The sequence below is a fragment of the Halococcus sp. IIIV-5B genome (genome assembly GCF_003602035.1).
Taxonomy (GTDB): Archaea; Halobacteriota; Halobacteria; order Halobacteriales; family Halococcaceae; genus Halococcus; species Halococcus salsus.
Genome location: NZ_QZWE01000009.1, coordinates 1 through 22,620 on the forward strand (window position 1 = coordinate 1; position 22,620 = coordinate 22,620).

Annotated in this window: 26 protein-coding genes; 16 read left to right on the plus strand and 10 right to left on the minus strand. The window is 67.6% G+C overall.

Annotation, left to right across the window (positions count from 1 at the left end):
* Positions 1-268 precede the first annotated feature (268 nt).
* From D3261_RS08145 to D3261_RS08150, 3 genes are all read left to right on the plus strand, one after another.
* Positions 269-466: a hypothetical protein gene (locus tag D3261_RS08145; RefSeq protein WP_120071280.1), complete on the plus strand. Its 198-nt coding sequence runs from the start codon at positions 269-271 to the stop codon at positions 464-466.
* A gap of 121 nt (positions 467-587) precedes the next feature.
* On the plus strand, positions 588-737 hold the full coding sequence (locus D3261_RS19985; RefSeq protein ID WP_158589364.1) for a hypothetical protein: 150 nt from the start codon (positions 588-590) through the stop codon (positions 735-737).
* Positions 738-822: 85 nt separating this feature from the next.
* Positions 823-1,047 (plus strand): hypothetical protein, encoded by a 225-nt coding sequence (locus tag D3261_RS08150; protein ID WP_120071282.1) that lies wholly within the window; start codon positions 823-825, stop codon positions 1,045-1,047.
* Positions 1,048-1,100: 53 nt separating this feature from the next.
* On the opposite strand, the gene D3261_RS08155 is transcribed toward D3261_RS08150, so the two are convergent.
* Positions 1,101-2,378 carry an amidohydrolase gene (locus D3261_RS08155; RefSeq protein ID WP_120071284.1) on the minus strand — a complete coding sequence of 426 codons (1,278 nt, stop codon included), beginning with the start codon at positions 2,376-2,378 and terminating at the stop codon, positions 1,101-1,103.
* Positions 2,379-2,415: 37 nt separating this feature from the next.
* A complete protein-coding gene (locus D3261_RS08160; protein WP_120071286.1) occupies positions 2,416-2,742 on the minus strand; it encodes an uS10/mL48 family ribosomal protein in 327 nt (108 codons plus the stop codon).
* Between the two features lie 526 nt (positions 2,743-3,268).
* On the opposite strand from D3261_RS08160, the gene D3261_RS08165 reads away from it, so the two are divergent.
* Positions 3,269-3,694 (plus strand): bis(5'-nucleosyl)-tetraphosphatase, encoded by a 426-nt coding sequence (locus tag D3261_RS08165; RefSeq protein WP_120071288.1) that lies wholly within the window; start codon positions 3,269-3,271, stop codon positions 3,692-3,694.
* Between the two features lie 32 nt (positions 3,695-3,726).
* Here D3261_RS08165 and D3261_RS08170 read toward each other — a convergent pair whose 3' ends face one another.
* Together D3261_RS08170 and D3261_RS08175 are read right to left on the minus strand one after the other, a co-directional pair.
* Positions 3,727-4,662 (minus strand): alpha/beta hydrolase, encoded by a 936-nt coding sequence (locus D3261_RS08170; RefSeq protein WP_120071290.1) that lies wholly within the window; start codon positions 4,660-4,662, stop codon positions 3,727-3,729.
* An 86-nt stretch (positions 4,663-4,748) separates the two neighbouring features.
* On the minus strand, positions 4,749-4,973 hold the full coding sequence (locus D3261_RS08175) for a hypothetical protein (RefSeq protein WP_120071292.1): 225 nt from the start codon (positions 4,971-4,973) through the stop codon (positions 4,749-4,751).
* Between the two features lie 94 nt (positions 4,974-5,067).
* On the opposite strand from D3261_RS08175, the gene D3261_RS08180 reads away from it, so the two are divergent.
* Positions 5,068-6,111 (plus strand): DUF5787 family protein, encoded by a 1,044-nt coding sequence (locus tag D3261_RS08180; RefSeq protein WP_120071294.1) that lies wholly within the window; start codon positions 5,068-5,070, stop codon positions 6,109-6,111.
* Here the strand turns inward: D3261_RS08180 and D3261_RS08185 are convergent.
* On the minus strand, positions 6,108-6,596 hold the full coding sequence (locus D3261_RS08185) for a DUF5797 family protein (RefSeq protein WP_120071296.1): 489 nt from the start codon (positions 6,594-6,596) through the stop codon (positions 6,108-6,110). The two genes, D3261_RS08180 and D3261_RS08185, sit on opposite strands and share 4 nt — an antisense overlap.
* Positions 6,597-6,814: 218 nt before the next feature.
* On the opposite strand from D3261_RS08185, the gene D3261_RS08190 reads away from it, so the two are divergent.
* The 7 genes from D3261_RS08190 to D3261_RS08220 all read left to right on the plus strand — a co-directional run bounded on the left by D3261_RS08190 (position 6,815) and on the right by D3261_RS08220 (position 14,215).
* Positions 6,815-7,807: a MoxR family ATPase gene (locus tag D3261_RS08190; protein ID WP_120071298.1), complete on the plus strand. Its 993-nt coding sequence runs from the start codon at positions 6,815-6,817 to the stop codon at positions 7,805-7,807.
* Positions 7,804-8,781 (plus strand): DUF58 domain-containing protein, encoded by a 978-nt coding sequence (locus D3261_RS08195; RefSeq protein ID WP_120071299.1) that lies wholly within the window; start codon positions 7,804-7,806, stop codon positions 8,779-8,781. Before D3261_RS08190 ends, D3261_RS08195 begins: the two co-directional genes overlap by 4 nt.
* Positions 8,778-11,096, plus strand: a complete 2,319-nt coding sequence (locus D3261_RS08200; protein WP_233553940.1) for a DUF3488 and transglutaminase-like domain-containing protein — start codon at positions 8,778-8,780, stop codon at positions 11,094-11,096. The genes D3261_RS08195 and D3261_RS08200 overlap by 4 nt, the downstream gene beginning before the upstream one ends.
* A gap of 27 nt (positions 11,097-11,123) precedes the next feature.
* Positions 11,124-11,417, plus strand: coding sequence for a stress response translation initiation inhibitor YciH (gene yciH / locus D3261_RS08205; protein ID WP_007691839.1), 294 nt, complete (start codon positions 11,124-11,126; stop codon positions 11,415-11,417).
* A 227-nt stretch (positions 11,418-11,644) separates the two neighbouring features.
* Entirely contained in the window at positions 11,645-12,607 is a 963-nt protein-coding gene (locus D3261_RS08210; protein WP_120071301.1) for a basic amino acid ABC transporter substrate-binding protein, read from the plus strand.
* Positions 12,608-12,647: 40 nt separating this feature from the next.
* The gene (locus D3261_RS08215; RefSeq protein ID WP_120071303.1) at positions 12,648-13,475 is read left to right on the plus strand and encodes an amino acid ABC transporter permease; all 828 of its coding nucleotides are present in this window, start codon (positions 12,648-12,650) and stop codon (positions 13,473-13,475) included.
* Positions 13,472-14,215: an amino acid ABC transporter ATP-binding protein gene (locus D3261_RS08220; RefSeq protein WP_120071305.1), complete on the plus strand. Its 744-nt coding sequence runs from the start codon at positions 13,472-13,474 to the stop codon at positions 14,213-14,215. Before D3261_RS08215 ends, D3261_RS08220 begins: the two co-directional genes overlap by 4 nt.
* Here the strand turns inward: D3261_RS08220 and D3261_RS08225 are convergent.
* The gene (locus D3261_RS08225) at positions 14,212-15,267 is read right to left on the minus strand and encodes a zinc-binding dehydrogenase (protein ID WP_120071307.1); all 1,056 of its coding nucleotides are present in this window, start codon (positions 15,265-15,267) and stop codon (positions 14,212-14,214) included. The genes D3261_RS08220 and D3261_RS08225 overlap by 4 nt on opposite strands.
* Before the next feature lie 46 nt (positions 15,268-15,313).
* Complete coding sequence (locus D3261_RS08230; protein ID WP_120071309.1) at positions 15,314-16,759, minus strand: replication factor C large subunit; 1,446 nt, start codon at positions 16,757-16,759, stop codon at positions 15,314-15,316.
* A 107-nt stretch (positions 16,760-16,866) separates the two neighbouring features.
* On the opposite strand from D3261_RS08230, the gene sdhC reads away from it, so the two are divergent.
* From sdhC to D3261_RS08250, 4 genes are all read left to right on the plus strand, one after another.
* Positions 16,867-17,259: a succinate dehydrogenase, cytochrome b556 subunit gene (gene sdhC, locus D3261_RS08235; RefSeq protein ID WP_120071311.1), complete on the plus strand. Its 393-nt coding sequence runs from the start codon at positions 16,867-16,869 to the stop codon at positions 17,257-17,259.
* Positions 17,260-17,625 (plus strand): succinate dehydrogenase hydrophobic membrane anchor subunit, encoded by a 366-nt coding sequence (locus D3261_RS08240; protein ID WP_120071312.1) that lies wholly within the window; start codon positions 17,260-17,262, stop codon positions 17,623-17,625.
* A gap of 12 nt (positions 17,626-17,637) precedes the next feature.
* Positions 17,638-18,492, plus strand: a complete 855-nt coding sequence (locus D3261_RS08245; RefSeq protein ID WP_120071314.1) for a succinate dehydrogenase/fumarate reductase iron-sulfur subunit — start codon at positions 17,638-17,640, stop codon at positions 18,490-18,492.
* A gap of 66 nt (positions 18,493-18,558) precedes the next feature.
* Positions 18,559-19,167, plus strand: a complete 609-nt coding sequence (locus tag D3261_RS08250) for a bifunctional 2-polyprenyl-6-hydroxyphenol methylase/3-demethylubiquinol 3-O-methyltransferase UbiG (protein ID WP_120071316.1) — start codon at positions 18,559-18,561, stop codon at positions 19,165-19,167.
* A 30-nt stretch (positions 19,168-19,197) separates the two neighbouring features.
* Here the strand turns inward: D3261_RS08250 and D3261_RS08255 are convergent, their stop codons facing one another.
* The 3 genes from D3261_RS08255 to D3261_RS08265 form a co-directional block, all read right to left on the minus strand.
* Positions 19,198-19,593: a PIN domain-containing protein gene (locus tag D3261_RS08255; protein ID WP_120071317.1), complete on the minus strand. Its 396-nt coding sequence runs from the start codon at positions 19,591-19,593 to the stop codon at positions 19,198-19,200.
* On the minus strand, positions 19,590-20,012 hold the full coding sequence (locus tag D3261_RS20680; RefSeq protein ID WP_233553941.1) for a hypothetical protein: 423 nt from the start codon (positions 20,010-20,012) through the stop codon (positions 19,590-19,592). The genes D3261_RS08255 and D3261_RS20680 overlap by 4 nt, the downstream gene beginning before the upstream one ends.
* Before the next feature lie 219 nt (positions 20,013-20,231).
* On the minus strand, positions 20,232-22,349 hold the full coding sequence (locus tag D3261_RS08265) for an OB-fold nucleic acid binding domain-containing protein (RefSeq protein ID WP_120071319.1): 2,118 nt from the start codon (positions 22,347-22,349) through the stop codon (positions 20,232-20,234).
* Positions 22,350-22,620: the final 271 nt, after the last annotated feature.

Here is a 22,620-nt window from a genome sequence, read left to right on the forward strand (position 1 = left end):
TTCCACAGCCCTGCGACCGCCCCGATCCCGCTCAACACGACGAACGCGGCCGTCGCCCCGACCCCGACCCACGGCGGCCCCCCGGAATTAACAAAAGACGAAGATTCGTTAATACGCATACGGTTCCAACACGGCAACCGCCGCCAATAAGCCCGTCGCACGCGCCCGAGGCGGTCGTGGTCGGACCGGAATCGGTCAGGTCACACCGGGGGCGGGGTACGAACGCTTTTGCGAACGCGTGCCGAGGTGAAACCAACAGTGGTGTCGCATGAATAAGACGGGAACGGAACTCCTCGGGTCGCTCCTCGTCCCCCTCTGTCGGTTCGGCCACCACGACTACGAACCCCAGTACGTCGTCAGGATGGACGCGATCGGCCTCGGCGACGACCGCTATCCGCTCCGGATGCGCTGGCGGTGTTCGCGGTGTGGGACGGAATGTACGCTCCCCGCCGGTGTCTCGCCGTAGTCGAGAATGAGGGGTCGAGGACCGCACGCCCTTCGAGCACGCCGACACACCGGTCCGTCCGAGCGGACGAGCAGGCAGCAGCGTGGTGGGAGCTTATAGACGACGACGAACACGGCCGAACGTGAGCTCCACACCGACATCGAGCGACGTCACCTGTCCGAGCTGTGAGTCCAACAACGTCCAGATAGCCGACACCACCGCCGACGCCGACGAATCGCACTACGAGTGCCTCGACTGCGAGGAGGAGTTCGAGACGTCGAAATCCAAGTAGGGCCCGGGGCTCCGTTCCGGTCGGGACCACCCCTCGACCGGTCGTTTGTGCATTCCTTATGAGGGAGGGGGTGTAAGCCCGAACGATGGGCACACTCGACAGCGTGCGGGCGTTCTTCCAGCGGGACATCGTGTATCTCACGGTCTCGGTACTGTTCGTCCTCGTGGGAATATTCGATATCGTGGCTCGGACCGGGCTCGTCGGGCTCGTGCTGGGCGTGATACTGATCTGGCTCGGACTGTCCCGCCTCTACGGCTTCTACGTGGGCGAACGGATCGGCGAGACGGTCGCCAAGCGTTTCGGCCGGTAGACGATACGAAACTCGCCTTCGATGTTCGCCGGCCGACGACGTGGGGTCGGCGGCTACGGGGTTTCCCGGGCGATCCGGAGCACCGATTCGGTCAGCACGTCGACGCCGATGTCGATCGAGCGTTCGTCGACGTCGAAGGTCGCGGTGTGGTGGCCGCCGGGGTGGTCGGTGCCGATGCAGACGTAGGCCGCGTGGCCGCCGCGCTCCTGCACCCGGTGCATCAGATAGGTCGCGTCCTCGCTCCCGCCGAGGCCGTCGCGTTCGGTGGGGGTGTCGACCCCCTCCACTTCGGTCGACACCTCGTGAACGATCTCGACGAGTTCGGCGTCGCTGGTCGCGCTCGGCGCGCCGCCCACGGTCGAAAGGTCGACCGAGCAGCCGTGCATCTCGGCGGCGGATTCGACCACCTGCTCGGCGCGTTCGCGCATGTACTCCATGAGCGCCGTCGTCTGGCCCCGGACTTCGCCCTCGATGAACGCCGCCTCGGGGATGATGTTGGTCGCGCTCCCGCCGCCGACCATCCCGGCGTTGATCCGGGTCGGGCCGTCGTCGTGGCGCGGGATGGCGTAGAGGTTCTGGATCGCCGCCGCCATCGCCTGGACGGCGTTCTTCCCCTCCTGGGGGTCGGCCCCGGCGTGGGCGGGTTCGCCCGAGAAGTCGGCTCGGAAGTGGTGCACCGCGAGGAAGTCGTCGATGCCCGCCACGACCTCGCCGGTGGGATGATCGAGGCCGATGTGAGTGGCCAGGAGGTAGTCCACGTCGTCGAGGTGGCCGCTCTCGGCGATCGGCTTCGCGCCCGCGACCATCTCCTCGCCGGGCTGGAAGACGACCTTGAACGTCCCCTGGAAGTCGCTCTCGGCGACCGCTTCGAGCACGCCGATGCCCATGGTTACGTGTGAGTCGTGGCCGCAGGCGTGCATCGCGCCGGTCTCCGAGCGAAAGCCCTCCTTCGCGGGGACGTGTTCGTCGGAGTCTGACTCCTCGCGGAGCAGGCCGTCGATGTCGACCCGGAGCGCGACGGTCGGGCCCTCGCCGCGTTCGAGGACCGCTATCGCGCCGGTGTAGCCCCCCTCCAATTCATCGAGAACGTCCTCGCGCGCGCCGGCGGCGCGGGCCCGTTCGTACCACGACGTGAGTTCCTCGTCGTCCGGAACGGCGGTGCGTTCGCCGTCGGCGAGGATCGCGGGTCCGACGAAGAGGTCGTCGACGCCGATGCGTTCGCACTCCTCGACGATCCGGCTGGTGGTGTAGAACTCGCGCCAGGCGGGTTCGGGGTGACGGTGGAGGTCGCGGCGGAGGTCGACGAGTCGGTCGTGGCGGGTCCGTTGCATGAGGGGTGTGGCGACCGCCGGTGACGTAACCTTTCGGTCAGTGACCGGCCTGTCGGACCTGGTCGATGGCGACCTCGACGTGGACGCCCGCGGGGAACTCCCCGCCGGCGACGCTCCGGGCGAACTCGTCGTGGCCCACGATCTCGATGGTGCGCGAGTAGACGGTGTAGGTCCAGTCGGCGAACCGGTCGCCGGTCGCCGAGAGGCGTTTGGACTGCGGGGCGTGTTGCTCGTGAGGCTGACCCGGGTGCGGGCCGCCGAACTCGACGCCCTTCCGTGAGGCGCTCTCCTTGATGTCCTCGACAACGCGGTCGAGCGCGCCCCGGTCGCCGCTCGTGAGTTCGAGTGTCGTGACGAAAGGCATTGGTGTCCGGTCTGGGAGGCCACGCACCAAAAACGCACCCGTGTGGAGTCGGTATGTGTGTCGAGCACGGGTGGCTCGATTGTGAGGGCGGTGCGGGTGATGCGGATGCTGTGGCGGTGCGGGTGGGGTAGCGGTACGGATGCTGTGGCGCGCGCTCGCGACCGGTCCGAGCGACAGTGAGGGCCGGTTGCAGACACTGTGCGAGGGATGAGCACCGCAGCGAGCGAAGCGGAGCGACGCGAGCGAGGAGCGCAGTCGGCTGGGGAGGCATGTGGCCGTCGCGGGGCGGAGCGGGAGTCGGTAGTGATTGTACCGTGAGCGACCAGCGGGAGCGAGCGGGCCGACGACTGACCGCAGTTCTCGCGAGCCGAAGGCGAGCGAGAGCACGGAAGAGCGGAGCTCTTCCGGTGGGAAGGAGGAGGCTTTTGATCCACATTTTGCCAGCGAAGGAGCGAAGCGACTGAGCGCAGCAAAAGGTGGGAGTTGAAACAACACCCAATTAAAGGCGGCCCGAATATCCCGGGTAATGGCAGTCGAAGCGACGAGTGCGGGGGCTATCCTCTTTCGCGACACGAGGGGCCGCCGCGAGTACCTCCTCCTGAAGAGCCGTCCCGGGGACTGGGAGTTCCCCAAAGGCGGCGTCGAGGGGGACGAGGAACTCCAGCAGACGGCGATTCGAGAGGTAACGGAGGAATCCGGGATTCAGGATTTCAGATTGATCGACGGGTTTCGGCGCGAGTACGACTACGTCTTCCAGGCCGGTGGCGACACCATCCACAAGACCGTCCACCTGTTCGTCGCGGAGTCGAACGAGGCGAGCGCCGAGCTCTCGAACGAACACCACGACCACCAGTGGCGCGACTACGAACAGGCGGTGAACACCATCACCCAGGACGGCCCGCGCGACATCTTCGTCGAGGCCCACGACTTCCTCAACGAGAAGGGCTACTGAGTCGGCGACTCGAGGGACGGATCGTTCGCGGATCAGTTCCCGGCGAGCGCGCCCGCGAGGTCGTCGGCGACGGCGGCGATGGCCTCGCGAGCCCGGTCGACCTCGCGCATCGTCATGAAGCCGTGGACCATGTCCGGGTAGTTTTCGTAGCGTGTCGAGACCCCATCACGGACGAGTTTCTCGGCGTAGGCCCGCCCGCCGTCCCGAAGCGGGTCGAAGCCCGCGGTGACGACCGTCGCGGGCGCGACCCCGGAGAGGTCGGCGGCGTTGATCGGGTCGGCGTAGGGGTTTCGCATGTGGATGTCGTTCACGAAGTAACACTCGTTGAACCACGCCATGTCTGCCTCTGAGAGCACGATGCCGGCGTGATCCTGCATCGAGGGATGGTCGTCGTCGAATCCGACGCCGGGGTAGAGGAGGGTCTGGTGGTCGATCTCGGGGCCGTCGCGGTCGGCGGCGAGGAGGGCGACGACGGCCGCGAGGTTCCCGCCGGCCGAATCGCCCGCCACCGCGAGTTCGCCGGTACCGTCGAGCGCCTCGGGGTTCGCGGCGGCCCACTCCGTCGCGGCGTAGGCGTCCTCGACCGCCGCCGGGAACGGATGTTCGGGCGCGAGCCGGTAGTCGACCGAGAGGACGGCACAGCCGCTCTCGCGAACCAGGTGGCGACAGAGCCAGTCGTGGGTGGCGATGTCGCCGAAGACGAACCCGCCGCCGTGGAAGAAGACGACCGTGGGGGACGGACCGTCCGCGTCCGGTCGGTAGAGGCGGGCGTCGAGGTCGCCCGCGGGACCGGGGATCGTGAGGTCCGTGGCCGTCCCGACGCGCGGGTTGTGGCGGTTCTGAATCCGCATCGTCACGCGCGAGACGAAGCGGAGGACCGTCGTCGCACGGCGACTGTGCGGAAGCGAGAATCGGTCCTGCCGTTCGACCGCCGCCTTCGCCTGGGGGTGGATCTCGTCGGCCTGCATGACCGAACGGTCGGGCAGTCGATACTAAACCGGCCGGGTTCCGGCACGGTCGTCGCGACCGAGACCGATGACGGTCGACGGGCGGTTCACTCCGTCTCCGAATCGGACCGCCACCGCCGGACGAGCCGCACCGACCCGCGAACGAACCACACGAGGGCTTTGCCAGCCAGTTCGACGAGCTGTAACGGCCAGAAGAACCAGAACTTCAGGAGGCTGAGACCGTCTCCCCGGTCGTCAGGGCCGTCGTGGGTGAAGCGACGGACGACGAACGCGGTGACCGCACCGACGACTAAGGCTTCGAGAACGACCATCGGGTGGAGCGTGGGTTGTGGTTCAGATAAAGGCTCGTCGGGTGGAATCACCCAAAAACCGAACCGATTAGCCGGTCGAAGGGGGACGCAGAACGTGAACGTCGACAGCGAGTTCGTCTTCGAACTCGGGGTGTGCGCGTGGGCCGAGCGAAACTGGCCGCCCGAGGGGACGCTGCCGCCCGACACCACCGCCATCGTCGCGCGCCAGCTCGGGACGAAGTATCGCCGGTGGGACACGGTGGTCGTGGAGGCGAACACCCGAAAGCTCACCGAGCGGGCGCGGTTCGGCACGAAGCGGCTCGATAGCGACCTGCTGGGCGTGGTTCGAAACGCGCCGGCCGAGTGGGCGTGGTACCGGGAGTGCCTCCCCGAGCCCGACTATCCTTGGAGATACGTTCGGGAGGCGGTCCACCGCGCGGCGGGTCGTGGAGTTATCGAAACCCGCCGCCGGAACAACCGGATCGAGCTCCGTCGGAAGTGGGCCTACCCCGACTGGGTCGAGCGGGTGGTCGCGATCGAGAACAAACCCGACCTCACCGCGAGCGCCGCCCGCGCGCTCGCCGGCCAGATCGAACGCGACGTCGCGCTCGGGCTCTGTGACGAGGTCTGGGTCGCCACCGCCCGCACCGACGACGCCGTCGAACCCGTCCTCCTCCGGGACTTCCCGGTCGAGGCGGGCGTGCTGGTGGTCGATACCGATGGAGAGAGCGGAACGGACGCCGAGGTCATCTGGCACCCGCGAACCCTCCCGGCCCGCGAACCCGGAACCCGGATCACCGAACGCGCGACGAGCGGGAACGCCGCCGAGTTCGAGTACGCGAGCCGGGAGTGGAAGGCCGAGAAACGCCTCGGGATAGCCGAGCGCGCCTACGAACGCGGCTGGCGGTCGTACGTCGACACGATGCGACCCGACTGCCGGCACTTCGAGCTCCGTGCGGAGAACGGAACCACCCTCCCCTGGTGTGCGGCGAAGGGATACCACCAGAGCGCCACCGAGTGCGCGTGGTCGTGCGGGTCGTTCGAACCCGAACCGCCCGCCTGGCGCTCGCGAGGCTGGCCGATCGAGGGCGGGCCGGGAAAGGCCATCAAGCGGCTGCTCGCCGACCAGCGCGAACGCAATCGACCCGATCTCGATTAGTCCTCGTCGATCGACTCGACGACCACCGCGTCGCGCTCGACCGCGAGCCGGAAGACCGGGACGGTTCGTTGAACGACCTCGACCACGCCGCGGCGTTCGAGCCCGCGAAGCGCCGACCGGACGTCGTCGGGCTCGGGGTCGAGGTCGTGGGTCTCACGGAGTTTGTGGAGCACGGAGACCACGCTCTCGGGGTCGTCGTCCTGACCGGCGACGACGTCGAACACCGAGACTTCGAGCGCGGGCACGCGAACGGTGCGCGGGCCGTCGTCGTCGGGTTCGGCCCCGACGAGTTCGGCGGCGTCGGCGGTCGCACGGATCAGGCTGTTCTCGTCGCGGTAGTAGTACTCCTTGAGTTCGGCTTCGAGGTACTGGTGGACCTCGCTGCCGCTGTCCATGTCCCATCGGTCCTCGAGTTCGCTGTTCTTGGTCGGTTGGAGGGCGACCACGTCTGCGAGGCGGTCGGTCGCCTCGTCGGAGAGGGCCATCGCGCGGCGGTAGGGAAACCGGCTATATCGACCTTCTGGAATCGATCGACCGGCCGTGGGACCGAACAGTGCGGTCGCCGTCGACGCCGACTCGGGAGCGCTCTATAGCCCTCCATGCGGCAGTGACACACGGAAACAGTAACGTTACAAGCGCTCAACCCCACGAACGTGTCAATGGGTCGGCGCGAACGCCCGTCCTCGGCCCGCTCTCTCAATCCATGACGGACGCGAACATCGACACCGATACCAGCCGCCCGCGAACCGCCCGCGCCGAACCGACCCGCCAGCTCTCGGTCGAGGAGGTCGGCGACCTCGCGCGGACCGTGATCGAGAACGTCGAGGACGTGATCGTCGGGAGCCACGACGCAATCGAACACATCGTGACCACGATGCTCGCGCGCGGGCACGTCCTGCTGGAGGACGTCCCCGGGGTCGGCAAGACGATGCTCGCACGTGCGGTCGCCCGCTCGTTCGAGTCCTCCTTCTCCCGGGTGCAGTTCACGCCCGACCTCCTGCCCGCCGACGTGACGGGAGTGAACGTCTTCAACCAGCAGTCGCGCGAGTTCGAGTTCCGACCCGGGCCGGTGTTCGCGAACGTCGTGCTGGCCGACGAGATCAACCGTGCCCCACCCAAGACCCAGAGCGCGCTGCTCGAAGTGATGGAGGAGACCCAGGTCACGGTCGACGGCACCACCCACCGACTCGACGAGCCCTTCACGGTGATCGCCACACAGAACTCCGTCGAACGGAACCGGACCTACGAACTCCCGATCGCCGAGGTCGACCGGTTCATGAAGCGCCTCCGGCTCGGCTACCCCTCGCCCGACGCCGAGGCCGCGATGCTCGGACAGGTCGCCGGCACCCACCCGATCGAGACCCTCGACCCCGTCGCCAGCCTCGGCCAGCTCCGCGGGGCGCGCGCCACGGTCGCTGAGATCACCGTCGAAGCCCCCGTCAGACAGTACGTCACGCGGCTGGCGAACTACACCCGCGAACACGCCCAGCTCGGGGTGAGCCCCCGCGGGTCGCTGGCGCTGTTGCGCGCCGGTCAGGCCCGGGCGGCGCTCGACGGTCGGGAGTACGTCACCCCCGACGACGTCCAGCGCGAGGCCGAGGTCACGCTCGCCCACCGGATCCGACCGGTCTCCAGCACCGACGAGACCGGTCGCGAGGTCGTACGGACGGCGCTCTCGACGGTTCGCGTCGAATGAGACCCACCCGCCGGGCGGTCGCGGTGGCGGGGCTGTGCGGCCTCGCGGTCTGGCTCGCGGTCCGCTTCGGCGCGCGCTCGCTCAACGCGGTGGTGGTACCGGCACTTGTCGCGCTCGTCGCGGGGGCGATACAGTTAGTTCTCGCCGACCGGCCGACGGTCCGCCGGAGCCGACCCGCACCCGGGTTTCCGGACGAGATTCGGTCCGTCGAGCTCACCGTCGAGGGGGGCGACGCGCTATCGGGGCGAGTCACCGAGACCGTGGGTGACGGGCTCGAAAGCTCGTTTTCGAGCGCGAAACGCGGGCTGCCGGCCACCATCGAGTACGACGTCCGGCTCGGCTCCCGCGGCGAACGGCGGCTCGGTCCGGCGACGCTGAAAGTGACGGACGTGCTCGGGCTCTGGACGACGACGTACGACTACCCGAAACGGACACCCCTTTTGGTGTATCCACCGCTCTTCGAGGTCGCGGGGGCCGGCGGCGCGCTCGGCGCGCCCGATCCCATCGACCAGCGCGACGAGTTCGACGAACTCCGGGAGTACGTCCCGGGCGACAGTCTTCGGGATATCCACTGGGCGTCGAGCGCGAAACGCGACGACCTCGTGGTGATGGAGTTCGACACCGCGAGCGACGTCACGGGGCTGACGGTCGCGGCCGAGGCGGTCGCGGGCTACGACGACGAGATGGCGGCGGCGACCGCGAGCGTCGTCACCGCGCTGCTCGACGCGGGGCTCGCGGTCGGCCTCGCGCTCCCCGGGACCGAGGTCGACCGCGACGGCGGCGAAACACAGCGCGAACGCGTCCTCGCCGCGCTCGCCAGAACCGGGCCGGGGCGGGTCGAGCGCGACGCCGACGTCCGGGTGGTCGCCGACGCCGGCGGCACGCGCGTGACCGTCGAGAACCGCGAGATAGCCTTCAGCGAACTCGCCGGCCCTCGGATCGAACCCACGGCCGACGCCGGGGTGGTCTCGTGAGCACGCTCGAGAACCGAACCGACGAGCGCTCGGGTCGTCGGCTGTCGGTCGGGTTCGGGCCGCGCTCGCGTCGCGCGCTCGCGCTCGCCGCGACCCTCGTCCTCATCGGGTCGATCCTCCGGGTGCTCACGGCCGTCACCGACGTCGCCGGCGGCACCGACACGCTCTGGTTGTTCGTCGCCGGGAGTCTGGTGGCGGCGACGGTGCTCGCCCGCTTCCTGCCGACGGCCGGCGCGGTCGTGCTCGCGGCCGTGCTGTTCGGGGCCGGGATCTGGAGCTACATCCAGGCGGTGCCGAACGGCGCGCTTTTGCTCCAGTCGCTCGACGCGGTGAAGACCGACATCCTCGCGCTGCTGACCGGGCTCTCGGTGCTCCGGATAATGGCGGCCGGGACGTGGGCGGTCGGCTTCGCGCCCACGCCAACGTTCCTCGTCTGGTATCTCTCGCTCCGGCGACACTACGTGAGCGCGGCGGTCGTGGGGAGCGCGGCGCTCGGCTTCTTCGTCCTGACCGGCGACGCGGGCATCGGGGCGGTGCTCGCGGGGACCGCCGGCGCGGCCGGTGTGGTCGGCTTCGGTGAACTCGACCGCAACGGCGGGAGCGCGCGACAGGCCGAGACGCTCGTGGTGGTGCTCGCGGCGATGGTCGTGGTCGCGCCGTTCCTGAGCGTGGTCCCCGGCGGGACCTCCCAGCCGCTCGTCACCTCCGGGGCCGGCGACGGCAGCGGGGCCTCGACCATCGAGGGTGGGCTGCTCTCGGCGGGCGACGAGGTGAACGTCCAGGGCGCGATCACCCTCTCGCCGAAGGTCCGCTTCACCGTCGAGAGCGACCGGGAGGACTACTGGCGCGTCGCGGGCTACGACCGCTATACCGGACAGGGATGGGTCAGGACAGGGAGCAGCGACCCCTACGACGGCTCGCTCGCCGGCCCGCCGGGCAACGCCACCGAGGTGGACCAGACCTACGAGCTCAGGTCCGAGGTCGGTGTGTTGCCGGCGGCGTGGAAGCCGACAGAGCTCTCGGGCGACGTCGCCGACAACGCCAGCGTGACCGCGCTCGGCGGGCTCCAGCCCGACGGCGAGCTCGGAAACGGGACGACCTACGCGGTCGAGAGCCAGCGCCCGAACGCGACGCCGGCCCAGCTCCGGGCGGCCGGGACGGCCTACCCGGACGAGGTCGCGAGCCAGTACACCCAGCTCCCCGAGAGCACGCCCGACCGGGTCACGACCCGAACGGACCGCGTCACCGCGAACGCCGACAACCCCTACGACACCGCCCGGACGGTCGAGCGGTGGCTGGAGACCACCAAGAACTACTCGCTCGACGTCGACCGGCCCGACGGCGACATCGCGGACGCGTTCCTCTTCGAGATGGACGCGGGCTACTGTACGTACTTCGCCACCACGATGGTGACGATGCTCCGGAGTCAGGACATCCCGGCGCGGTTCGTGACGGGCTACACCGAGGGCCAGCAGGTCGCCCAGGACGAGTGGGTGGTCCGTGGCTACGACAGCCACGCCTGGGTCGAGGTCTACTTCCCCGAGACCGGCTGGGTCAAGTTCGACCCGACGCCGGCCGCGCCGCGAAGCGCCGTCGAACAGTCGAGCCTCGAGGGTGCCCGCGCGGGGAACGACTCGAACGTCGACGTCAACGGCTCCGAAGCGGGCGAGTGGACGCCGACGCCGACACCCACACCGGTCGGCGCGACGCCGACCGAGACGACCACCCCGAACGACTCGAACGCGAGCGACGGCGCTCCAGCCGGGGTCGACGACCAGCTCCAACAGGCCGCGAACCAGGACGGGCCGGACGGGGCGAACGCGACGAACACCACGACCGCGGGCGGTGCGGCCGATTCCGGTGACGGGGCAGCGAGCTTCGACCTGGAACTCCCCTCGCCGTCGCCGCGCGAACTCCTCTTCGTGCTGGTCGTGCTCGTCGGGCTGGCGGCCGCCGCCCACCGGACCGGCGTGCTCGAGCGGCTCTACCGCGAGCTCTGGCTCCGGGTCCACCCGAGTGGCACACCGGCGGCGGCGGTCGAGCGGTCGTTCGACCGGCTCGAGTACCTCCTCGCGCGCGACCACCGACCGCGCCGGGCCGGCGAGACCCCACGGGAGTACCTCGCGGTCGTGAGCACCGACGAGCGGGTCGAGCGGATCGGCGAGATCTTCGAGCGCGCCCACTACGCCGGCGAGGTGAGCCGGGCCGACGCCGACGAGGCCGCCGGGCTGGTCGACCAGCTCGTGGCCGAGCGCACCCCGGTGGTGGGTCGGTTCCGCCGAAACCGGCGCGAGCGAGGTCCCGACAGTATTTAATATGATGACTTCATATTTCCCAGTGTAATGTCGGAAGTCTGCTCGACGTGCGGCCTGCCTCAGGAACTCTGCGTCTGCGAAGACGTGGCGCGAGAGTCCCAGCAGATCACCATCCGCATCGACGAGCGCAGATACGGAAAGGAGGTAACGATAGTCGAAGGGTTCGACCCACAGGACGTCGACATGTCGAGTCTGTCCTCGGACCTGAAATCCAAGTTCGCCTGTGGCGGCACCATCGAGGACGACGCCATCGAACTTCAGGGCAACCACACCGGCCGGATCGAGGAGTTCCTTCGCGAGAAGGGCTACACGGTCGCCTAACCACCTCCGCTTTTCATCGACCCGCCATCGACGTTCGACCGCCGAGCGGCGCTTCGCGCGACCCGACCTTCGATCCGAGTCGTCCGTCGACGCCCGACCGACCGTTCATCCGGAAAGACCCGCCCGCCGTGTGGGTTCGTTCGTTCTTTCGGCGGGGAACACGAGGAATCCGGTCGAAAGCCGGTCCGTGACGAAAGAGTGAAAAGCCTCATCTACCCAGACGGGGTATGGCAAAGGATCGCTCGGCGACGCGGCGCGGCTATCTGAAGGCGACCGGTGCGGGGGTCGCGGCGCTCTCCCTTGCGGGGTGTATCGGTGGTGGCGACGGCGGAAACAACAGCAGCGAGGGCGGGAGCGGCGGCGGTGGTGGAAACGGAAGTGGCAGCGCTGGGAACGGCAGCGGCGCGGCGGGGAACGGATCCGGCGGGACGGCGAGCGGGAACGAGAGCGGCGGGTCGAACAACCAGCAGCGCATCGCCATCGGTTCGGACATCCCCTACAAACCGTTCGAGTACCGGACGAACGAGGACGAGCTCGTCGGGTTCGACGTCGACATCGCGAAGGCGGTGTTCGGCGAGCAGCTGGGGATGACCCCGCAGTTCCAGGCCACCTCGTTCGACAGCATCATCCCCTCGCTCAACAACAACAACTTCCGCGTGATCATGAGCGCGATGACGATCAACGACGACCGCGCGGAGAAGGTGGACTTCTCGGACCCCTACTTCACGGCCTACCAGACGATCATCACCCTCCAGAACAGCGATATCTCGGGGAAATCCGACCTCAAGGGGCAGACGGTCGGCGTCCAGAAGGGGACGACCGGGGCCGACGCCGCCGCGGGGCTGAAGGAGGAGTTCGGCGGCGACCTCTCGATCGAGAGCTACGACCAGATCCCCGACGCGTTCAGCGCGCTGATGAACAACCAGGTCGCCGCGGTCATCAACGACAACACCGTCAACGCCGGGTTCGTCAACGAGAACTCCGACGCGGTCCGGTTCGTCGAGGGCGACGGCGAGGCCGCGAACCAAGGCAAGAACGCGCCGTCGTACCTCACCCTCACCGTCGAGGAGTACGGTATCGCGTTCCGGCAGAACGACGACGAGCTCCGAAAGCGGGTGAACGAGGCGCTCTCGACCATCCGCGACGACGGCACCTACGACGAGATCTACAACGAGTACTTCGACAGTTAAACCACCTACACCTATCACTGTCTCCTGCTAACTCCCCGCAATGGCCGACACGCAAACGAACGCGACGCACGGGGCCGCCGAGAGCCGGCTGTTCAACGACACGACCCTGAAGTGGGTCGGGATGGCGGTCACGGGGCTGTTCACGCTCCTGATCGCGGTGTTCATCGGCTACATCGTCGTCTTCCAGGTCGACCTCGGGCTCCTGATCGAGGTGGTCTACCCGCAGTTCACGGACGCCTTCGTCACGGTGCTCAAGATCGTGGTCATCAGTTCGGTGCTGTCGGTGGTCGCCGGGGTCTTCGTCGGTCTCGGGCGGGTCTCGCGGACCGGCTTCACGCGGAACGTCGCGCGGGGGTACATCGAGTTCTTCCGCGGGACACCCCTCCTGTTCCAGTTGTTCGTGATCTACTTCGGGGTGCCGACGCTCTGGCCGGCCGGCCAGTTCCCCGTCTCCGACTTCTCGGTTCCGGCCGCCATCATCGGGCTGACGCTGAACCACGCGGCCTACATCGGGGAGGCGATCCGCGGCGGGATCGAGTCGGTGCCCGGCGGACAGATGGAGGCCGCGCGGTCGCTCGGGCTCTCGTACATCCAGTCGATGCGCGAGGTGGTCCTGCCGCAAGCCTGGCGTAACGCGCTCGCCGCCATCGGCAACGACCAGGTCATCCTCGTGAAGGACACCTCCCTCCTCACCGTGCTCGCGGTTCCCGAACTCATCAGCGCCTTCCGGAACGTCAACAGCAATACCTTCGACCCCTGGACCCCGATCGTGATCGTCGCGGTCGCCTACCTCATGATCACCATCCCGCTCGGACGGGTCGTGAGCTACCTCGAACGCCGTGCCGACCCCGCCGGAGGGAACTCGTGAGCACCCCGTCGACGCCGATCCTCGAGTTCGACGGCGTGAACAAGTACTTCGGCGACGCCCACGTCCTGCGGGACGTCGACCTCGACGTCGAGGACCGGGAGGTCTGTGTGGTGATCGGTCCGAGCGGCAGCGGGAAGTCGACGCTGCTGCGGTGTGCGAACAGATTGGAGGAGATCCAGTCGGGCGAGATCAGATTGGAGGGCGAGGCGATCTCGGCCCCAGACGCCGACATCAACCGGCTCCGCCAGCGCATCGGGATGGTCTTCCAGAGCTTCAACCTCTTCCCCCACAAGACCGCACTCGAAAACGTCACGCTCGGGCCGCGGAAGGTGAAGGGGATCTCGAAGAACGAAGCCACCGAACGCGCCGAGGAGCTCCTCGCCAGCGTCGGGCTCTCGGACCAGACCGGCTCGTATCCGAGTCAGCTCTCGGGCGGCCAGCAACAGCGCGTCGCCATCGCCCGCGCGCTCGCGATGGAGCCCGATGTCATGTTGTTCGACGAGGTGACGAGCGCGCTCGACCCCGAGTTGGTCGGGGAAGTACTCGACGTCATGGGCGAGCTCGCCGAGGAGGGGATGACGATGCTGGTGGTGACCCACCAGATGGGGTTCGCACGCGAGGTCGGGGACCGGGTCGTGTTGATGTCCGAAGGTCGCGTGGTCGAGACCGCCGAGCCCGAGCGCTTCTTCGCCGACCCCGACACCGACCGCGCCCAGCAGTTCCTCTCGAAGATCCTCTAGAAGTCGGTGACGACCTCGATCCCCGTCACCCCATACTCGTCCATCGCCGCCAGTCGGTCCGAAACCTCGTCGAGACTCACCTCGCGAGTGACGAGCGCGCCGGGATCGATCTCACCACCTGCGAGCAGGTCGAAGAGGTCGCCGTAGCGCGTCGGTGAGAGGCCGCGGGCCCCGAGGAGATCGATCTCGTTGCGCGTGAGTTCGTCGACCGGGAGTGAGACTTCACCGCGTTCGGCCTCACCCGTGAGCCCGACCTGGACGTGTCGACCGCGCCGCCGGAGGCAGTCGATGGTCGTGCGGAAGGTCTCCGCGCTCCCGAGGGCGTCGAGCGCGACGTGTGCGCCGCCGTCCGTCAGGTCGCGGATCGCTTTCACTGGATCGTCGGTCGCGTCGACCGTCGCCCGCGCCCCGAGGTCCGCAGCGAGGTCGAGCGCGGCCCCGTCGAGGTCCACCGCGAGCACCCGCGCGCCCATCGCCGCGCCAAGCTGGACCGCCGAGAGGCCGACCCCGCCACAGCCCACGACCGCGAGCCACTCGCCGGCCTCCAGGTCGGCCCGGCGCGCGAGCGCGTTGTAGGCCGTGACGTACCGACAGCCGAGCGCCGCCATCGCCACCGGTGAAACACCGTCGGGAAGCGGCGTGACGTTGTACTCGGCGTTCGGGACGTGGACCCGCTCGGCGAACGCTCCGGGGGTACTCGCCTCGAACCCGAGCGCGCGGTCGTTCGCACAGACGTTGCCGTGACCGTTGTGGCAGGTGGGACAGGAGCCACAGCCGAGGCTGAACGGCACCGCGACCCGCTCGCCGACCGCGCGCGCCGTGACCTCGTCGCCGACCGCGACGATTTCGCCTGCTGGTTCGTGGCCGAGGACCTGCCCCAGCGGGACCCGGTCGTCGGCCCACTCGCCGTGGCCGTGCCAGGCGTGCCAGTCGCTCCGGCAGATCCCGCAGGCGTCGACGTCGACGACGACGCCGTGGCTCGCCGATTCGGGGTCGTCTATCTCCTGGATGTCGAGCGGTTCGCCGTACTCGGTGAGGACTGCGGCGCGCATGGCCGGACATCGCGTGGAGGAGGGAAAAAGCTCGCAGGTGGCGGGGTCAGTAGAAATCCGCGAGGCCGGATTGAGAGTCGTCCGCTTCGGTCTCGGCGGGGTCCTCGGCTTCCGGCTCGTCGACGTCGTCCGGTTCGTCACCCTCGTTCGGGTCGTCGGCGAGCGGGTCGTCGTCCGTTCTGGTCGCGCCCTCGAACGCGCCCTGTGAGCCCTCGACGGCGGCCTCCTCGCGGAGCCGGGCCGCGTCCTCGACGATCGACTGGACTTTGTTGGTGCTCTCGCCGCTGCCGGTGATGAACGAGACGTGTTTCGCCTCCAGGTCGTAGCGGGCCGTCATCGCCACGGTCAGCTCCCGGTTGGTGCAGTGGTGGGTCATCGTCGCGAGGTAGGGCATGACCTCGCGGCGTGCGCTCGCCATACTCACGCCGGCGGTCTCGGCGATCCGCTGGGCGATGTAGTCGCGTTTGTCGCGCGTGCCGCGCGAGCGCCCGAGCTTCGACCAGTAGCTCGGCGGGCCGTAGCGCGTCCAGCCACCTTTCGGCTCGCGGCGCGAGGCGGCCACGCCGGCGGTCATCGCGTCGCCCGCGTAGCGCCAGTAGGAGTAGTTCTGCGTCGCGCGCACCCGACCGAGCCAGCGGTCGGCGTTCGCGAGGTTGTCGTAGGCGTCGGCGAGTTCCGCTCCACGAAAGTCCTTCGGGACGTTGTCCTCGATCCAGTTGATGAGGTCGTCGGGGGTCTCGTCGACGTCGTAGGACATCCGGAGCGCGCCCTCGGCGTCCTCCTCCTTGATCAGCGCGTCGAGGAAGTCGAAGATCCCCGTCGTCTGGTCGCGGTCGCTGGTCACCACGTCGTCGACGGTGAGTCTCTCGGTGGATTCGGCGAGCGCTTGGAGGTCGTTGACTGCGCCGCGAAGATCCCCCGAGTTCTGTTCGGCGATGGCTTCGAGGGCGTCGTCCTCGTACTCGACGCTCTCCTGACGGCAGATGTCCCGGAGCACGGGGAGGATCGAACGCGCGGAGACGTCGCGGAACTCGATGGTCTCGCAGGCGTTCCGGAGCGCGTTCGACATGTCGTAGAACTCGTTGGCGATGAGTATCATCGGCTGGCCCGCCTCCTTCACGAGGCTCGTGATCGCGCGTGAGCCGCCGCGGTCGACGTTCCCGTGGAGGTTGTCGGCCTCGTCCATCACGACGAGCCGCCGGCCCGCACTGCCGCCCGAGAGGGTGCCGGATTTGGCGGCCTCGCCCGCGACCCGCTCGATGATGGCTTTCGTCCGTTGATTCGAGGCGTTGAGCTCGATGGTTGGCCAGCCCATGTCGTTCGCGAGCGCGTGGGCGGCGCTGGTCTTGCCGACGCCCGGTGCGCCGTGGACGATGACCGCCTCGCGGTGGTCCTCCCAGGTCTCGGCCCACTCCCGGAGGGCGTCGCGGGCCTTGTTGTTGCCCCGGACCTCGGAGAGGGTCGACGGGCGGTACGTCTCGGTCCAGTCCATTGCGTGGATCAGGATCGAGTCGGGTTTAGTGGTTGCGAACGCGACCCCGACGGAACGTGTGCCGGGTACGTAACGACTAAACCCGGCGGGTACGAGAGTCCGAACGCATGAGTCAGTCGTACAAACGGGGCCTCGTGGAGGACTTCGGCCGGTGGCGGGAGTTCTCCGCCGGGATGTGGGCCTGGGTTTTTCATAAGTTTACGGGCTGGGTGCTGATCGGCTATCTCTTCGTCCACATCTCGGTTCTGAGCACGGCGATGTCGGGGGCGAACACCTACAACACGACCCTCCAGAGTCTCGAAGGGCTGTTGTTGGTTCGTATCCTCGAGGTCGGTCTGCTCGCGGTGGCCGCCTTCCACATCCTGAACGGCATTCGACTACTGTTCGTCGACCTGGGGGTCGGGCTCGAATCCCAGGACAAGAGCTTCTACGCGTCGTTGGTCCTGACCGGGATCATCGCCGTAGCCAGCGTCCCGACCTTCCTCTCGGGGGCCTTCTAGATGGCCGAACAGTACTCCTCGTTCGACCGACGGGGCTGGCGGTGGTTCCTCCAGCGGGTCACGGCGGCGTTCCTGATCGTCGTGCTCGCCTTCCACTTCATGCTCCTCCACTTCGTGAACCACGCCTACGAGATCACCCTCATGGGGTCGAGCGCCCGGATGAGCCAGGTGGGCTACTTCGCGACGATGATCCTGTTCTTGATCACCGCGACCTTCCACGGTGTCAACGGGGTCTACAACGCGCTCGTGAACCAGGGCCTCGACGGGACCCAGAAGAAGGTCGTCGCCGGCGTGCTGGTGGTCGCCAGCGCGGCACTGATAATCCAGGGCGTTCGGCTCGCGCTCGCGATGACGGGAATGAGCTAACCGACACAACCAATGAGTACACAGATACAGCAATCGGACGCCGAGAGCGAACAGGGCGACTCCCCGCAGGAACGCCGGCTCGAACGCAAGCGGGTCGACGCCGAGGAGCGCGAGGCGCGCGCGGAGTCGGCGGCCGACGAGGAAGGTGAGCACGTCAGCCTCGTCGTCTACCGCTACGACCCCGAGGTCGAGGGCAAGACGAAACCCCGGTTCGACGAGTTCCGCGTCCCGCTCAAGCAGGGCATGACGGTGCTCGACGCCCTGATCTACGCCCGCGACCGCTACGACTCGACGCTGACCTTCCGGCACTCCTGCCGCCAGGCCGTCTGTGGCTCCGACGCGCTGTTCATCAACGGTTCACAGCGCCTCGGCTGTCAGACCCAGATCGCGGACCTCGACGCCGAGACCGTACGGGTCGAACCCCTACCCCACCAGGACGTCGAGAAGGACCTCGTGGTCGATATGGAGCACTTCTACGACCAGATGCACGCGGTCGAACCCTACTTCCAGGGCGAGACCCCCGACGGCGAGGAGCAGCTCCAGAGCCGCGAGAACCGCGAGAAGATCAAGATGAGCACGCGCTGTATCTGGTGTGGTGCCTGCCAGTCCTCGTGCAACATCGCGGCGGGCGACAACAAGTACCTCGGCCCAGCGGCGATCAACAAGGCCTACCGCTTCGCGATGGACGAGCGCGAGGAGGACGACCTGAAGGAACACCGCCTCAACATCCTCGAACAGGAACACGGCGTCTGGCGGTGCCAGACCCAGTTCTCGTGTACGGAGGTCTGCCCGAAGGACATCCCGCTGACCGAGCACATCCAGGAGCTGAAGCGCGAGGCCGTGAAGGACAACCTGAAGTTCTGGTGATCTCGACCGCCGCCGACACCACTCGATCCTGACGAGTATTTAACCACCCTCGCCGAAGGGCGGGGTATGGATCCGGCCGAGAACCACCGTTGCTGGGCCGGCCGTTCCGGGGAGTTCTCACCCGCGTACTACGCACACCTGGGCCCGAACGCGACGAGCGAACGCCTCGCCGAAGTCTGTACGGCTGCCGTTCCCGAAGACGCGTCGATCCTCGAACTCGGCTGTAGCGCCGGTCGACACCTCGCCCACCTCCAGGAGGCGGGCTTTTCGAACCTCGCGGGCATCGACATCAACGACGAATCCTTCGCGGCGATGGCCGACGGGTACCCCGACTTGGCCGCGGCGGGCACGTTCCACACCGGCGCGATCGAAGACGTCCTCCCCGAGTTCCCCGACGACGCCTTCGACGTGGTCTACTCGGTCGAGACCCTCCAACACGTCCCACCGGAGAACACTGGTGTCTTCGAGGAGGTGGCCCGCGTCACGGCGGACCTGCTCGTCACCGTCGAGAACGAGGGGGACGATTCAGACGACCACGGCGACGTGAACTACGTCAACGACGACTTCCCGCTCTACTACCGGAACTGGAAGGGGATATTCACCGACCTCGGACTCGTCCAGCGGTTTTCCGAACGTACGAAACGCGATACGTTGCGTGTTTTCGAAGTTTCGTAGCCGGGACTTCGTCACCCGTAACGTCAGCGGTCAGTACGTCTCAACGGCGGTCCCGAGCGTGCGGAAATCCCTCGTATTGTCGGTAAGAACGGGTTCGTCGAGGACTTCGGCGACCGCGGCGATCATCGCATCGAGTTTCTCGACACCGCTCTCGCCACCGGCGTCGCGGTCGGCTCGCGCGAGCAGGCTCCCGGCGTACCGAGCCATCTCCGCGTCGAGACGAACCATCGGATAGAGACGGAGCGCGTTCCGGACGTTCCGGAGCTCCTCGGCCGACCCACTGATATCGACGCCGTACTGGAGTTCCATCACGACCGGCACTGGAACGCGCTGAAGTGTGCCGTGCTCCTGAAGGGTCGTTCCACGTTCGAACGCCGCTTCGTCACCCGCGAACAGGTCGAGGAGATACGATGTGTCGAGGGTCACACAAAGCGCTCTCGGAGTTCGTCCTTCCCGTCGATCTCGGTCTCGTGTTTCGCCTCCAAGCGTTCACGTATGTCCGTCGCTGTCTCCTCCGAGAGAACTCCGGCAACGACGTCCGGGTCCGGACCCCCCGTCAGCCGGCGAAGGGTCTCCTCCATCGTCTCGTCGGCCCGGTTCTGCGCTTCGAGATAGTCGTAATATTCACCGGAGACGGCGATAGACCGATCCTCGGCTTCATCACCGGGGAACCGTCCAACCACATTGCACCGCTGTTTCTGCAGTTCCTTTTCGAGCTTCGCCACGTACTCGTCCAGTTCATCCGAAACCACCTCGTACTCCCGAAGTAGCCGCCGGTATTCTCGAATCTGCCGTCGCTCCTGTTTCCTGATCTCGCGCCACAACTTCGACCTGAGAGAGTCCATTTGTAGAGTATCCCCTGCCTTGCTTACACGGTGTCGTGTCTCGTCGAACGTGGGTAGAGGTACGGGCGCTTTTCAGTATAAGTCATTGGGTAGCAGTGACGATTCACATCGATGTTTAGCGATGGAGATACCGATCCGTATTCGATCTAAGCACGAGAGTCGAGAACTCGAACGGGTCGCCGTCGAAAGCAGCGTGTTCGGAAGAAGAGTCCGCTCGAATCAGATCTGCTCGGCGACGACGTCGATGACCGCTTCCTGGACCGCATCGCGCTCGCCGAGCAGGAACTCCAACCGGTCGTCGCGCGCCGCGCCGACGGAGACGTCGGCGTCGGGGACGCGCTCGGCGGTTTCCTCGGCGATGGCGTGGATGTCCACGTCGCCGCGGACGAACAGCTCGTCCTCGCCGACGCCGACGAGGACCGAAGCCGCCTCGCGAGTTCGACGATAGAGTTCGTCACAGAGCAGCGCGGTCGGCGGGAAGTCGTAACGGTGGGTGAACGCGTCGGTGTCGAGCACGCCGATCGTCCCCGCGTCGGTCTCGCGGTAGTCGAGATGGGCGCGCGCGGTCTCGATAGCGGCGTCGCGCTTGGTTCGGAAGCGCGAGGCGAAGGCCGCCGCGAGCGCCTCGCCACCCTCGAAGACGAGGTCGCGAACGAGTTCGCGTTTGTCCTCGTAGGACTGGTAGTTCGCGACCAGCGCGACCGCCTCGCGGACCTCCCGCGCGCGCTCGGCGTCGTAGCCCGCCTCGTTCGCGAGATCGGCGTAGGCCGCCGGGGTGTGCTCCCAGAAGCTCACCGCCGGCAGGTGCGCGAGGTCCTCGCGGACCTCGGGGTCGATGTGGACCGCGACGTTCGCCGCGAGCGCGGCCGTCGTGGTCCCGTCCCCGTCCGTCCCGACGAACGCGTCCACGTCCGCCCGCTTCTCGACACCGACGTCGAGCACCGCGCGCTCGGCGTCGTAGACCGAGAGCAGCGAGAGGCCGTCGGCCGAGGCGCTCGTCCCGCCGACGCCGCAGAAGACGAACAGCGGGATCGCTTCGTCGTGGCGCTCGCGGGCGTCGAGCATCGTGGTGACGTCGCGCGTCGCCGAATCCATGTCGTAGACGCCCTCGGCGAGCGGCCGCCGGTCGAAGTAGTGGTAGGCGGCGTCGCTCCGGGCGTGTTCGGCTTCCACGAGCGGCAACGTCGCGCGCTCGATGGCCGCCGCGGCGAGGTAGCCGTCGGCGCTCGCGTCGTGGCGCACCACGACGGGTCGGGACTCCAACACCGCACGTCGGATCGTCCCCGCGAGGTCGCGGATCTCGTTGGCGAGGTCCGCCACCACGCCGTCCTCGGCGAGAAGGTCGACCGACTCGACCTCGGCTTCCGCGGCGAGCGCGTCCGCCATCCGCGTCTCGACCGCCTCGCGCCCCGACTCGTCGAGCACCGAGAGGTCGTCGGATTCGACCTGCAGACCGCCCCGGTGGCGCTCGACGTGGCCCTCGACCGCGACGAACGCGCCGGCCTCGATGCCAGGGTACGCTCGAACGCCCGCCTCCTCGAAGGCTGCACACTCGACGGTTCCCGCCTCGTCGCGGAGGGTGAACACCGTCGGACCGCCCGTCTGGCGAACGCTCGCGACTTCGCCCTCGATACGGACCGGGTCGTCGACGTGCTCGTCGAGGACGTCGGTACGAACCGTCTCGTAGTCGGTCTCCGAGGTCGATTCCGGTTCGGGGTCGACGAGCTGTGCGCCGCCCGCATCGGCGGTCGAGCCGTCGGCATCGGCCGTCGAACCGACTGTATCGGTGGTCGACGTCGTCTCGACCGGGCTGTCGCCGTCGGCGCGGGTCCGGTCGGTCGTCGATTCCGTCTCGGTGGTCGTCGATCCCGCGTCGGCGGTCGACGTCTCCGTGGTTTCGTCGGCGGTGTCGGCTACCGGACGCCCGGCAGCCGCGTCTTCATTTGGGTCGTCGGCCTCCGCGGGGAGTTCGTCGCCCTCCGGGGTGTCGACGAGCGCGCCCCGGAACTCGCGGTCGGACTGGCGGATCGACCACGTGAGGTCGACGTTACCGTTGTCGTGAACATCCGTAACTTGGACGTAGACCTCGTCGCCGGAGTCCCAATCGAGGCTTTCGAGCCGGCTGTCGAGCTCGCTCCGGTGGAGGAGCCCGGTGACGCTGTCGCCGATGTCGATGAAGACGCCGAAGTCGGCGAAGCCGTCGACCGAGCCGCGGTAGAAGCGTCCGGGGGTGAGTTGGTTGGCGTGCGATCCTTCGAAGTCAAAGACGACGTCCTCCTGGTGGCTCTCACAGATGTAGCCCTCGGTGGAGGTGCCGCAGATGATACAGCTACCCATTACCGGAGGCAACGGCCGGTGACTAAAACGGTTGTCGGAATCCATCGCTGGGGGATCGCTCTCACTGGCGATTCCAATCTTGCCCCAGCGGTCTCGGATCTCCCCCCGAAGTTGTCCGATGCAGCGGAGTTCTCGATGAGAAAGACCGCTCGTAGAACCGACCAAAGCGCGTGTGTCTCGTAGCGGAGATTCGGACTCACCACCGATAGTTATATACAATTGATTGCATGAAAGTAGGTCGTAACGGCGAATGACTCGCTTGCTCACCTCC